This is a genomic window from Spirosoma sordidisoli (assembly GCF_004138325.1).
Taxonomy (GTDB): Bacteria; Bacteroidota; Bacteroidia; order Cytophagales; family Spirosomataceae; genus Spirosoma; species Spirosoma sordidisoli.
The window spans coordinates 26167-39486 of the sequence record NZ_SBLB01000002.1 but is presented as its reverse complement, the minus strand read 5'-3'; the positions used below and the strand labels follow the sequence as shown (position 1 = coordinate 39486).

Below are 13320 nucleotides of genomic sequence, written 5' to 3'. Positions count from 1 at the left end.
TATGCGTAAAGTCGATGAGCACAGGAGTAAAAATAATTTTGCCGAAATAAATGCCTACGAATGTGAGGCTTACAACCGAATAAGCATTTCCGTCCAGAACTTATCCGAAAAATTCAAGCAGAAAAGAATTATCCGCGACATTTACCAAAAATTAGCTCAGATAGAATCTCTGCGCGACAAGAATGCAAATCTGGTTATCCCTATATATTTATCAGAAGCTATTTCGACAATTTATTTCAAAAAAAATCCGATGCGGATGAAAGAAATTGTTCAGAAAAGTTACTCAAAAGGTCTTGGGATTGCTGATAACGATTTTATAACACAACTTACCGCTTCGGGCTATAATACGATTAATTTTTACCAGAACTGGATTGGACTTTTTCGTAAAGAATTTATGTCCCCTCTGGCAAAAGGCGGAACCGGAGTTTACACATATTTTTTACGGGACACAACCCAGGTCGGATTACATACCTGCTTCCGAATTGATTTCGACCCGAAAAATACCCGCGACCTGGCCTTTAGAGGTACGCTCTGGATAGACACGACCTCGTACGCACTCGTGCAGATTGACGCCAATATCGACAAAACCGCAAACATCAATTTCATTGATAAAATACAGATTCAACAGGAATATGAACAGCTTGGCGAAAAAGAGGATACCTGGATGCCCGAAAAGACGCGACTGGTTATCGATGCATCTGAGCTTTTCGATAAATCGACAGGCGTTGTTATCGGCCTGGCTATCAACTTGAAAGATGTAATTGTCAACAAGCCAAAAGAGCTGGCTTTTTTTGATGCCCCCGTTGAAATCAGGGCCGATAGTAAAGAAGCCGATGATGCCTTCTGGACCCAGCAACGGCAGGAAAAACTGACCAAAGATGAACAGCTATCACTTGCACTGATCGACACAGTTAGTCAGGTGCCGTCGTTCAGGCGGCTATCAAAAGCAGTCAATTTTTTTGTCAACGGCGGTTATGTGCGCCTTACGAAAGCTGTTGAATTAGGATCTGCATTCTTTAGCTACGCGCGGAATAACATAGAGCAGAATCGTTTCTGGCTCGGAATGCGCACCAGCCCCGGATTCAGCAAAAAATGGCAGATAAACGGGTATCTTGCCTACGGAACCCGCGATAAAATACTGAAACGAGATTTAGAAATCACCTACGTCCCATCAACGGCACCCCTTACCCGTTTCGGCTTGAAAGCCAATCTTGATATCGATCAGATTGGTATTCGCCAGGAGGATATCGGTGATAATGCGTTATTTCGGCTGGCCTCCCGCTTTGGCCGATCAAACGGAGCATTTTATCAGCGAGACTATCAAGTGTTTTTCCAGAAAGACTTTTCTCAAAATATCACGACGACACTGACTCTGCGCCACCGTGCGTTTTATCCACTCGATTACTTCTATCCAGAAGAATTTAGTAAGGAGCGATTCTCGATTGTCACGCCCTTCAATGCGCCGGAAGCCAGCTTTGCCCTACGGTATATTCCCAACCGGATACCCAGCCGCAACCCTAACCGAATAAGAACCCGGGCCGGCAAATCAGCTCCCGTTATTGGTTTGAAATACACATTCGGTCATGTTAGCGATACACTGTTAGCGTCTGTTGGGTCCCAATTGGGGAACTACCATATTGTCAAAGTCGATTTTTCGCACATGCTGCGCTTTGGCCTGTTTGGAAAAACAGACTATACCATCGAAGGTTTGTATACGCCTTCGCTATTGCCAATCAACCTGTTGAACGTACACCTGGGCAATGAGACCTTTGTTTACGCCAAAAATGCGTTCAACCTGATGAACTACTCGGAATTTGCCAGCGACCGGTATCTGTCCTTATCCTTTCATCACTCGTTTGAAGGGTTAGTAACGAACCGAATCCCGTTACTTAATCGGTGGGGTTTAAGGACGTTTGCAGTGGGCAAACTACTCTACGGAAGTTTACGGGTTGATAATGAGGAGTTAGTCTCCAAGTACTTCGAATCTAGTCCCGAGTACTTACCTCAACTATATCTACCTAAATCAATCGGGCCTACCCCTTATGTAGAACTCGGATATGGGATCGACAATATTTTTCGCTTTCTGCGGGTTGCGGCTGTCCATCGGTTAACCCACCTGAACGCACCCGGCACACGGTCTTTTGGCATTCGGGCTGCTATTCATGTATCGCTGTAAAAACAGATCTAAAAGGGGGCTTCATGAAGTTTTTTCCTGTTTCAGACCCGTCAGCAGGGGTTCCAGAAACGGACTGATGCCTTTGTAGTCGAGCAGGGCGGGCGGAGCGGTTTCCAGTACGGCCGCCAGGTTCTGAGCTGCACCAGGCCGTTCGGCCAGCTCGCGATCGAGTCGGTTCTGGTAGGTGTGGATGCCGAACAGCACCGCGCCGGATCGCTGAAGTCGGGTAAGGGTTTGCCGCTCGATACGGACAAAAAGCTGCTGCGCTATGGTATCGAGGGCCAGTTGAGGGAGCCGTTCGGCCAGCAGCCGATCGAGCGCGGGCGTATGGCGGCTGGTCATGTCGAGCTGATCGCTGAGTTTGAGGCTCCAGTTGAGCCGCCAGACGGGTCGACCGAGGGGTATCCTCTCCATTAGGACCAACGCAGCCCGCATCATCGACTCGACAATGGGGTTGATGGGCGCGTGAATGTCCCAGAAGGGTAATCCCAGCTTATCGTCCAGGCACCAGCCGTTGCCGAAGCACAACTGCCCCGCCACGAGCCGAACGCCTTCTCCCGATAATACCAGCAGATCTTCGGCCACCTGCCGACCTACCCAGTCGAGTGGCTCCTGCGGCAGCGTATCGACCTTACCAACGGTAAAGGTGCAGGCTTCGTTGAGCCGGTGGTTCTGCCAGTGCCATTCGTCGCCCTGCTGCTGGAGCGTAAAGGCGTCGGGTGCCCGGCGGGCAGCCTCTTGCAGCACCAGCGCCACTACGTCCCACTGCGCCGTCTCGTGGCCTGGCTGCGACTGGTAATAATAGCCGGGCTGCCCGGTCAGCAACTGGCGTTTTAACAGCACCTCGGCCAGATAGTGGTCATCGATGTCGATCAGCGGATCGGCGTCGGTCAGCAGGCGGGTGCCAATCTTGTCGTTAAACTGCGGACCAAACGGAAAGTACGGGAGCATAGGCGGGTAGCTGAACAGGCGTTACGGTTGCCAGCGTTCATATGGTCAGCAAAGGTAATGCCTGCTCGCACTCTACCCGACGGGCTAGTTCAGCCAGCCCCCCGAAAAACCGGCTTTCACCAGCCCACGCCGGATGTGAGGATTTTTCTTCATCAGGTTCCAGACAAATTCTGTTCGCAGGTTTTCGGCCATGAGCAGAATGGGGCCCTGGTCAATACCCAGGTAGTCGACATCGAACCAACCCGCCTGGGTTGAGCCGTTGGCAAAAGCCGACGGATAGCGGTACGTCGGATTAAAAGCATCTCGGAAGCCGTAGGGGCCGTAGAGCTTATCTCCGTATTTCGTTTTCATGGTCCGCAACGCCGGTATGCAGATTTCGGGCGCAAACGCCATCGACCCGCCAGCCGCCGTAGGCGCAATGGTGCCGTCGTCTACAATCTGCGTCGATGCGGCTCCGCGGGCGCGGTACGAAAAGAATGTTCGGCCTGCCACCGTGGTATCTTTCGGTCCGTCGCAGGCCGTCAGTCCCCAGATCGTTGGGCCGTAATCCTGCCAGTTGGCCGGGTTGTTCAGGCAGTAAGCGCGGTTAGCATAGGTAGCCCGGCGCGAGTTTTCGGCGTAGTCGATGCCTTTGCCGCGCATGTACTCGTCACGGATACCGCGAAAGTCGATCCAGACGTGCGAATACTGGTGGCCAAACAGCGGGTCGAAATTGACATGCGGCTGATCGTAGAACGTAGCCCAGGGATATGATTTTGTCCAGGCGGCCCAGGTGTCGGTTCCGACCGGGTGCGTAGGCGACCCCAGCGCGAGCACGTACAGGAGCATGGCTTCGTTATAGCCTGTCCAGTCGTTTTTGATGAAGCCCGTTTCGGGATGCCAGCCCATGGACACAAACGGTCTGGAGGCCGGGCCGTTCTTGCCCTGAATCCAGGTCCAGTCGACCCGGGCGTAGATCTGCTCGGCCAGTTGTCGGATTTCCGTTTCGACGGGCGTGTTCTGATCGAAGTAGGACTGAGCACTCAGGATGCCGCCCAGCAGCAAGGCCGTATCGATCGTCGACAGCTCGACCTGCCGGAATCGCTCACCGGTTTTCATATCCAGAAAGTGGTAAAAAAAGCCTTTGTACCCCGCCACACCCGTTGCTTTTTCTGACTGGGGCGCGCTGGCAAAAAACCGAAGCGTGCGCACGGTACGGTCGGCGGCCTGCTGGCGGGTGACGTACCCCCGCTCTACCCCGACCAGATACGACGTCAGCCCAAAACCTACGGCAGCCACACTGCTGAACGACGGGGTTGGCGCCCGGTCGGGCACGAGGCCGTTTTCGGGATTGGCAGTTTCCCAGAAATACCGGAACGTGTCGCGCTGAAGACTGTCGAGAAACGACTGGTCCGACGCGGTCAGCCCCGCCGGTTTAGGAACGGGCGCAACGGCCTGCGTCCGGGGCTGGCAACAAACGATGGAAAGCGATCCGCACAGCGTGAGAATCGTAAGAATATGTTTCATAGGGTTTCGTCCAATTGACCAGGCTCGTTTCGGAGCGGGTAAAAAAGCCCGTGAGGTCGGAGTATCGATCCTCACGGGCCAGTAAAACGATTTCGGTCTGGTTAGTAGCCGGGGTTCTGGGTTAGCGCGCCCCCGCTCAGCTGAATCTGGTTCTGCGGAATGGGGAACAGTTCGTGCTTACCCACCACAAAATTCTTGCCCTGGGCCCGCAGCACCTCGGCAGCCCGTCCCTGACGCACCAGGTCGAACCAGCGATCATGCTCGAAGGCCAGCTCCAGACGCCGTTCGTTCCAGATGGCCGTCCGCAGGGCGGCCTGCGCCGTGGTGGTTACGTTGGGCACAACCCCCGTAGCACCACCCCGCGCCCGCGCCCGAACCAGGTTGAGCGATGTCAGCGCCTTGGCCGACTGACCGAGTTCGTTGGCCGCTTCGGCATTCATGAGCAGCACTTCGGCATAACGCAATACCCGAATATTCTTGTTGGTTTCCCAGTTGTCGCCGTTATAGGACTCGCGGGTGCGGCTGATGTACGCCTTGAAATTATACCGTGGATTTTCGGCATTGGCGCTTACCACCTGCCCGTCCCAGAGCGTAGTGCCGCGCCGGATGATCGTACCGTCTTTGCGGGTATCACCCACGCTATAGGCTTTTTCCAGGTCTTCGGTCGGCACGTTGAAACCCCAGCCCCAGCCACCGTCGCCCCGGGCGCCCTGACTTTCAAAATACCCCTGCACCCCCCGGTTGGGCGTCGTTCCTTTACCCTGAATCTCGAAAACCGACTCCGGCCCGTTCTCCGACGACTCGCGCCAGATCTCACCGTAGTTCGGCAACAGCGAATACTGGCCCGATGCAATGATCTCGTCGGTCAGCTGCTGCACCACATTCCATTTTTTCTGGTACATCGACACTTTGGCCAGCAGCGCTTTGGCGGCACCTTTGCTGGCCCGGCCCAGATCGGCGGTGCCATACTGCGTTTTTTCGGGCAGATTCGTGACGGCCGTTTGCAGATCACGTTCAATCAGCGCGTAGACCTGTTCACGCGTGGCCCTGACCCGCCCCTGCTCAATATCGGTTGGGTTGGTCGGGTCGGCCACTGTAGTGATCAGCGGCACGCCCCCGAAACAGCGGACCAGATTGAAGTAAAAATAAGCCCGCAGAAAACTAGCCTCGCCAACGAGCCGGTTTTTGAGCGTATCGCCGATCGTCAGGTTTGGCAGGTTGGTCAACGCCTGATTGGCGCGGGCAACGCCTTCGTACTGCCCAACCCATACTTCGTTGAACGACAGGCTCGACGGCGTAAAGGTCAGGTTGTCGAGCTGGTCTTTGTCCGTACCCGTATCGCCCGGCGAGCTACCTTTCTCCGCATCGTCGGAGGTCATACTTGTTACCCCGTTCCAGGAGAACGAGTGAAAATTCCAGTCGAGCATCTTGGCGTAAACGGCGTTCACGAGCGTGGTAGCCGCGTCGGGGTTACTCGAGAAGAAGTCGGTTGGGGTTTGCTGCCCCTGCGGTGGTACGTCCAGAAAATTCTGGCACGAGGTTACCAGTGAAAGCCCGCCTACCAGGGCTATAGCCATTGATTTATGAATCCGTTTCATGTCTGTTGAGTGCTTAACTTAAAATCCGAGATTGATACCTACCAGATAAGCTGATGTAACGGGATATGCATTCAGCTCGATACCCGAGTTGAGCGGTCCGCCGGGCAGCTCGGGCGAATAACCCGAAAACGACTTGATGGTCAGTGCGTTCTGCGCCGTCACGTACAGCCGAGCGCGGTTAAGTTTTGCCTTCGATACCAGCGTTTTGGGCAGCGTGTACCCCAGCGTTATATTGTTGATCCGGAAAAACGAGCCGGACTCGACGTAGTAGGTCGACGAGACCGGTACGGCATTGCTGGCGCGGGGTTCGGTATTGCTGGGGTTGGTGGGTGTCCACCGGTCAGCCCGCGAGGCTTCGATGTTCTCGTTACCGAACCGCTGGGCTTTCTTACCGTTGTAGACCTGGTTTCCGAAGTTGGCGTACCAGTCCGTCGAGAAGTCGATGCTGCGGTAGGTAAACCCGCCGTTGACGCCGAAGTACAGCCTGGGCTGGTACGATCCAACGAAGACGCGGTCTTCATCATCGATAGTGCCGTCTCCGTTCTGATCTACGTACCGGAAATCGCCGGGTTTGGTGCCTTCTATCTTAGCTGACGTGTTGTTGACCTGCTCCTGCGTCTGAAAAATACCATCCGTTTGCCATACCCAGAACGACCCTACGGGTTGCCCCACGGCGGTGCGGGTCGTGAACTGGCCGTTGCCGATGCCGCCGTCGTTGATGGGCAGACCACCCTGCACGTCTTCGAGCCGGTTGCGGTTCATGGTCACGTTGGCCCCGATGTTATACTGGAAACTAGTATTTACCGAGTTGCGCCAGTTCAGACCGAACTCTACCCCTTTGTTCAGTACCGTAGCCGCATTGGTCAGGTACGACCCATCCAGGTCGCCGAAAATAGCGTCGATGGGCCGCAGAAAGAGGGCATCCCGGGTGCGTTTCTGGTAGTAGGCCACCTCGCCACTCAGCCGGTTCTTGGCCAGCGCAAACTCCAGCCCGACGTCGGTACCGGTCGTGATTTCCCACCGGAGGTTAGGGTCGATCAGGTTCGTGATGGTTCGGCCCTGTTGCGAACTCTGGTCGGGTCCGAACGCGTAGTCGAGTCCGCTGGCAATGGTGTACTGGAACGCACTGGCCGGAATGCGGTCGTTACCCGTCTGCCCCCAGCTGACGCGGGCTTTCAACACATCGAACGGCGTTTTTCCCCGCATGAACGACTCCTCACTGATTACCCAGCCGGCCCCGATAGAGGGGAAGAAACCCCAGCGGTTGCTGGTCGGGAATTTGCTCGATCCGTCATAGCGGGCCGTAGCAGTCAGCAGGTACCGGTCGGCGAAGTTATAATTGACCCGGCCAATGTACGACTGGCGGGTTTCGAGGGTTCCGGTCTGTTCGTTGGTGGCCGTTGAGGCATTTCCCGTGTTCAGGTAGAAGTAGTTCGACTGGGGCGGCACATCCTGCCGGGCGCTCCGCAGCACATCGCCCTGGAACCGTTCGTTCACGAAACCGGCCAAGACTTTCACCGTATGGCGTTCGGCAAAGGTATTGGCGTATTCGGCCGTGTTGGTCCAGAGCCAGCGCGCGTTGTTCGACCGTCCCACCGTTAGGGTACTGACCGCATTCTGCTGGTTAGCCGACACCCGGTACACGGGCGAGTAATTGTACGACCGCAGCACGTTGGACTCGATACCGAAGTTGGAAATAACGGTGATGTGCTTGGCAATGGTCAGGTTCGCGAAAAACGACCCCTGCAACCGCAGTCCCTTGGCTTCGAAGTTGGTGTAGTCGAGCTGCGCAATGGGGTTGGCTACGTTGTTCCGGGCTGTGAAACCGTAGGTCCCGTCCGGATTGTAGACCGGTACCAGCGGGGCCTGCCGGTAGGCGTTCGTGAAGGCCGAATATACCGAGCCGCTGCCCCGAACGGGCGAGGTCGTGCTGATGTTGTCGGTGGTTTCGAGCAGGGCGCTACCCGCATCGGCCAGGACCGAGTTGCTGTTGGCCAGGCTCAGGTTATGCCCCAGTTTCAGGGCTGGCGACAGGGTATAGTCGTTGTTCAGGCGCAACACCAGCCGGTTGTAGTCATTGCCGCGCAGAATCCCTTTCTCGTTGAAGTAGCTGGCGCTGAAGAGATAGGTCGTTTTCTCGGTGCCGCCACTGACCGACAGGGCGTGGTTATGCTGGATGCCCGTACGGGTAATTTCGCGAAACCAGTCGGTGTTGGCCGTAATGGCAGCCGGATCGAACGGAAGCGGGTCGGTCTGGCTGTCGTAGCGAACGGCTTCGTTGTTATACTGCGCAAACAACGGTGCATCGGCCATCTTCACCCGGCTGGCTGGCGTGCGAATTCCCACGTAGCCATCGTAGGTGACCTGCGGAGCTCCCGACCGACCGCGCTTTGTCGTAATCAGCACCACCCCGTTGGCGGCCCGAACCCCGTAAATGGCGGTGGCGGATGCGTCTTTCAGGATATCGACCGAGGTGATGTCGGAGGTGTTGATGTTCCGGATATCTTCAGTGATAATCCCGTCAACGACGTACAGCGGATCGGCCCCGCCCAGCAGCGTACCCGTACCCCGAATCCGGACAACGGGCGCCTGACCGGGGGCGCCGGAGTTGATGACCTGCACGCCCGCTACCTTGCTCTGCAGGGCCTGCGTTGCCGACAGAACGGGTTGCCGAACCAGCTCTTCGCCTTTTACCTGCGCAACGGCCCCTGTCACGTCGATCTTGCGCTGGGTACCGTAGCCTACCACCACGACTTCTTCGAGCGCTTTGGCATCATCGGCCAGTTCAACGTTGATCTGGGTCTGATTGCCCACCGTCACTTCCTGCGGCTTCATGCCGATCATGCTGAACTGTAGCACAGCGCCCTGCCCCGCTGACAGGGTGTAGGCGCCGTTGGCATCCGTGGCGGTACCGGTTGTGCTGCCTTTGATGATGACGCTCACCCCCGGCAACCCCTGTTTGTCACTTTGTGACGTGACTCGTCCCGTAATTTGTTGATTCTGGGCATGGGCCAGTCCACAGACGGCCACCCACACCAGGAGAAGTGTATAACGTATTCTACACATGGATCGTTGAGTTTTAGGTTCTACAGAGCAAATATACAACTGACTCATACGTCTGTACTATTTAATCTTTGCAGAACCATACAAAACGGCCATAAATCGTTTTTTTTCAGGTCGATACGCCCGACCTGGCCCCGGGTCGAAACTTACACCCGCCCCAGCCGCAGAAACACCGGAAACTGAACCTCCCGCTCTCCCGCCCCCCAAACGGGTTTGAGCGTTTCGCCCAGGTGGATGACCGGATCTTCTTCGTTCTCGTGCATATACTGACGTACAGCCGACCACGTTCGGAGGTAGTTCAGGAACCGATCCAGTGTCCAGCTGCGCCGAATGGTGAACGACGCCTGCTGCCGATCGGCAAACGGAAATGGCAGCGTGGCGTAGGCATTATCGATGTAGGCGCGTTGCGGATCCCAGTACGGCCCGACCCGGTTCCGGTAGAAATCAACCAGCACAGCGTCGAGCTCCTCCCCCAGTGCTACCAGACCGTACCCCCACTCGGCCAGTACGGCACCCGGTTTGGCCACCCGCCGAACCTCCCGGTGAAAAGCCTCTACGTCGAACCAGTGGAGCGCCTGCGCCACCGTGACGAGATCGAACGTATGGTCGGCGAAGGGCGTCTGTTCGGCTGTGCAGAGCTGATAATGTATGGCCGGGTGCTGTACGGCCTGCGCCAGCTGGGCTTCGCTGATATCGGTAGCGTCGACATGCGAAAACACCTCGGCCAGAGCACCCGCCACCTGCCCGTTACCCGTGGCACAATCCCAGGCGTTTTGCCGATCTGTGACGAATGAGAGCACGAAATCGAATAACTCGGCCGGATAATCAATCCGATACTGAGCGTACAGGCCGGCATGCCCGGAGAAACGGTCGATGGGTGTCATTGAAAAAAAATGTGTTTTTATTTTAAACGATTTAAAGAAACTATTGTCTGACAATTGTTTTAGTAGGAAAATCCCAAGCCTCGATTGGCTTATCATCCTGAAGCCTCTATTTTTGTGAGGCTTGCCTATAGCCTGCTATTCTTTTTTCCAATTAATCGCTTACCCGGTTCACATGAAAAAATTGTTTGGTACCCTCCTCGCTACGACCGCTTTGACCGTAGCTGCATTCAACGTTAACGCACAGGCACCAACAGCCGATATTCCGGCAGATATGAATGCGCTGATGAGCAAATATACCTGCATTGCCTGCCACCGCCCCAACCAGCGGCTGGTAGGTCCGGCGTACGTTGATGTGGCCAAGAAAAACTATTCGAATGAGAAGATTGTAGACCTGATCTACAATCCCGTTCCTACCAACTGGCCGGGCTACCCTCCAATGGCTGCCATGAAGCAGGTTCCCAAGGAAGATGCGATGAAACTGGCCGTCTGGATCAACTCGCTCGATGATACGGGCAAGAAGACCAGCACCAAAAAGTCGACAACGACCAAAAAGACGACAACCAAGAAATCGTAGGTTGTTGACGGCACAAAAAAACGCGGTGGAGCCATCCATCGCGTTTTTTTGTGCCGTCAATGTCACAGCTGTTTCTGAAACAAATCGAGCCGGTAGGTGTCGGCCCGCTGGTTCAGCCGATGGGTCAGGGGCTGGCCAGCGCCGGCAATAGCCATGAAATGGTCATGCACCTGATCGCCCGTCAGCGGATAGTCAGGGACTACGGGTGTCCAGTGTACGAGCAGCAGGTGCCCACCGGGCGAGAGGGTATCGATCATTCGCTGCCGCGCCCGGGTCAGGTCATCGAGCGAGAGGTAATAGCCCACCTCCGACAGCAGAATCAGATCGAACGGTCCGTCCGGAAACTGGTCCGGAATGGCCATCTGTTCGATGCTGACATGTGTATAGGGAGCCAGTCGCTGCCGGGCCGTTTTCAGCGGCAGTTCACTGGCATCGACCGACAGCAGCTGCTCACAACGGCGGGCCAGCATCTCGCTCAGCACCCCGATCGAGCAGCCTATTTCAAACCCGTTGTGATAGTGGGCATTGGGCAGAGCGGCTACGGTTGCTTCGTATTTAGCTCGTTCGTAGGGGCTTGTTGCAAACGCCCACGGATCATCGCTGGCGCGGTATACATCGTCGAAGTAAGTTGCTGGAAGGGTGTTAGTAGCCACGTTGAGCAGGTTATCTGATTGCTGATGATTCCAATACTGTAAGAAAGCCCAAAGCAGGCAGATTGTTTGATCAGATAAGCGTTGCTACAGCCGCCCGTTCATACCCTCAGTCGTTCAGCAAACCAGTTAAGAGCCATACCAGCTTATCGCCCGTCGCCTTTCGGCAATCGTTCAATTAACGGACGGGCAGCGCTTATTTCGACGTTCCGGAGATGGGCACCAGTTGGGCCGACAGATCGGGCGTTTTCATGTCTTTGTCGAACGGGAACATGGGCCGTCGGATGCGCTTGTAGGGAAGCCGGGCCAGATCCTGATTGACGCCACCGGGTGTCAGGGCCATAATCCAGCCCTGCTGCATGGCATAGAGCTCAGGTTCGAGATAGCCAATCTTGACCACAACGATATCGGCTTCGCGGGGCTTGAGGCCGAGCCGGGTAAAATCGATTTCCTTATGGTAGGGCTTCCGTTTCTGGGTGACGATGACGTAGATACTGCCCACGTTGACGACGACTTCCACTTCCGCATCTTTATCCCCACGAACGATTGAGGTTACCGTTCCTTTAAGTTTGACGGGGGACGCAAACCGCGCATCAACCCGGGCACCAGCCGTTCCTTCTACCAAACCACCCACACCGGCCGCGATGGCTTTCTGCACCAGGTCCGCATCGGGAATCGACGCGTAAATCAGCGACGGGCCGTCGGCTTTTTGAAATTCGGGTCGGGCCAGCAGCTGGGTGAGGGTCCAGGTTACGTCGCCCGCTCCACCCGCCGTCGGGTTATCGCCCGTATCGCTGATAAAAAACGGATGTTTGGGGCTGGCCAGCGCGTCGGCCAGGCATTTTTCCAGCGGACCGGTAGGAGCAACGAAGTCGAACTGATGCCGAACGCTCCAGAAGTTGCGGGCCAGTTTCTCAGCCGCCTGGGTTACGGCGGCTTTATCGTCGCCGGTAACCATCACCACCGCCTGATTGCGGGGTTCGTCGGCCCAGGCGTAGCCGATCCAGATGGCGGCATCAACAATACCAACCTGCTTCGAGGCTGGTTCTACCTGCTGATACAGGCTCCGGCCTGGCTCGATGCGGGTGCTGGTTTTCTCGCCCGGCAGCAGGATTGGCACGGGTATCCAGGCTTTGTAGGCGGGTTTGCCCTTCCCGCTTTTGATACGCTCGAGCAGGTTGACTACGGCCCGTTCTTTGGTTTGCATGGCGTCTTCGTGCGGAGCCATCCGGTAGCAGGTCATCAGGTCTGTCTGCTGAGCCAATCGCCACGACACGTTGCCATGCAGATCCATAGATGTCGAAACAATCGTTTTGTAGCCAATCACCTGCCGGATGCGAGTCAGGAAATCCCCTTCCGGATCGTCGAGTCCGACCACACTCATAGCGCCGTGGATGTCGAAATAGAGTCCGTCGTAAGGGCCGTACTTCTTCAGTGAATCGAGGGTTTTGGTCACCAGCGACTCGTAGGCCTCCCGCGTTACGGCTCCGCCCGGCAGCGATTTACCGACAACGGTAGGCAGCCAGAGCGCCTGTTTACGCAGGGGCGACACCGGCATCATGAACGGATAGGCATTGAACACCTCCGGGCCATACCGCGCATGGAATGCTTCTTCGTGGGTCAGCGCCGGCGAAAACGTGCTCGACTCAATGCCCAGACCGGCAATGGCAATGCGGGGTAGTTTGGCGGGACCGGGCTGCCCCGTCGACTGGGCCAGTCCGTTGGTACTGACCGAAAACCAGATGACAAATCCTGCGAGAAGCTGTTTCATGGCCCCAAGTTAAGCGATACGGCCTGTTTTCCGAAGACACTCTATACTGTACATAGGGTTTAGACGGACCCTGCCGGGCCCGAACAGGTATGAACAAAGCCGCCCGGTCGGGTAGTTTATAGGTACAATAACCCAAATAAACAGTAC

The 13320-nt window shown here is 55.9% G+C and carries 9 protein-coding genes; 2 read left to right on the top strand and 7 right to left on the bottom strand.

The features are described 5' to 3' along the window. Position 1: 1 nt before the first annotated feature. Positions 2–2176, top strand: a complete 2175-nt coding sequence (locus EQG79_RS08695; protein ID WP_129601196.1) for a DUF5686 family protein — start codon at positions 2–4, stop codon at positions 2174–2176. 21 nt (positions 2177–2197) lie between these two features. Here EQG79_RS08695 and EQG79_RS08690 read toward each other — a convergent pair whose 3' ends face one another. The 5 genes from EQG79_RS08690 to EQG79_RS08670 form a co-directional block, all read right to left on the bottom strand. Further along, positions 2198–3127 carry a heme-dependent oxidative N-demethylase family protein gene (locus EQG79_RS08690; protein WP_129601195.1) on the bottom strand — a complete coding sequence of 310 codons (930 nt, stop codon included), beginning with the start codon at positions 3125–3127 and terminating at the stop codon, positions 2198–2200. A gap of 84 nt (positions 3128–3211) precedes the next feature. Next, complete coding sequence (locus tag EQG79_RS08685; protein ID WP_129601194.1) at positions 3212–4633, bottom strand: glucoamylase family protein; 1422 nt, start codon at positions 4631–4633, stop codon at positions 3212–3214. 101 nt (positions 4634–4734) lie between these two features. Next, complete coding sequence (locus EQG79_RS08680; RefSeq protein ID WP_129601193.1) at positions 4735–6231, bottom strand: RagB/SusD family nutrient uptake outer membrane protein; 1497 nt, start codon at positions 6229–6231, stop codon at positions 4735–4737. Between the two features lie 18 nt (positions 6232–6249). Next, positions 6250–9297, bottom strand: a complete 3048-nt coding sequence (locus tag EQG79_RS08675; protein WP_129601192.1) for a SusC/RagA family TonB-linked outer membrane protein — start codon at positions 9295–9297, stop codon at positions 6250–6252. Positions 9298–9440: 143 nt separating this feature from the next. Continuing rightward, positions 9441–10178, bottom strand: a complete 738-nt coding sequence (locus EQG79_RS08670) for a class I SAM-dependent methyltransferase (protein ID WP_129601191.1) — start codon at positions 10176–10178, stop codon at positions 9441–9443. A 172-nt stretch (positions 10179–10350) separates the two neighbouring features. Between EQG79_RS08670 and EQG79_RS08665 the strand changes: the two genes are divergently transcribed. Continuing rightward, positions 10351–10752: a c-type cytochrome gene (locus EQG79_RS08665; protein ID WP_077921758.1), complete on the top strand. Its 402-nt coding sequence runs from the start codon at positions 10351–10353 to the stop codon at positions 10750–10752. 62 nt (positions 10753–10814) lie between these two features. On the opposite strand, the gene EQG79_RS08660 is transcribed toward EQG79_RS08665, so the two are convergent. Then, positions 10815–11405, bottom strand: a complete 591-nt coding sequence (locus EQG79_RS08660; protein ID WP_129601190.1) for a class I SAM-dependent DNA methyltransferase — start codon at positions 11403–11405, stop codon at positions 10815–10817. Between the two features lie 193 nt (positions 11406–11598). Then, positions 11599–13173: a M81 family metallopeptidase gene (locus EQG79_RS08655; protein ID WP_129601189.1), complete on the bottom strand. Its 1575-nt coding sequence runs from the start codon at positions 13171–13173 to the stop codon at positions 11599–11601. Positions 13174–13320 lie beyond the last annotated feature (147 nt).

What these genes read in the sequence shown, in the direction of transcription:
- EQG79_RS08695 (WP_129601196.1), top strand. Translation starts at nt 2, where the DNA reads ATGCGTAAAGTCGATGAGCACAGGAGTAAAAATAATTTTGCCGAAATA.
- EQG79_RS08690 (WP_129601195.1), bottom strand. Translation starts at nt 3,127, where the DNA reads ATGCTCCCGTACTTTCCGTTTGGTCCGCAGTTTAACGACAAGATTGGC.
- EQG79_RS08685 (WP_129601194.1), bottom strand. Translation starts at nt 4,633, where the DNA reads ATGAAACATATTCTTACGATTCTCACGCTGTGCGGATCGCTTTCCATC.
- EQG79_RS08680 (WP_129601193.1), bottom strand. Translation starts at nt 6,231, where the DNA reads ATGAAACGGATTCATAAATCAATGGCTATAGCCCTGGTAGGCGGGCTT.
- EQG79_RS08675 (WP_129601192.1), bottom strand. Translation starts at nt 9,297, where the DNA reads ATGTGTAGAATACGTTATACACTTCTCCTGGTGTGGGTGGCCGTCTGT.
- EQG79_RS08670 (WP_129601191.1), bottom strand. Translation starts at nt 10,178, where the DNA reads ATGACACCCATCGACCGTTTCTCCGGGCATGCCGGCCTGTACGCTCAG.
- EQG79_RS08665 (WP_077921758.1), top strand. Translation starts at nt 10,351, where the DNA reads ATGAAAAAATTGTTTGGTACCCTCCTCGCTACGACCGCTTTGACCGTA.
- EQG79_RS08655 (WP_129601189.1), bottom strand. Translation starts at nt 13,173, where the DNA reads ATGAAACAGCTTCTCGCAGGATTTGTCATCTGGTTTTCGGTCAGTACC.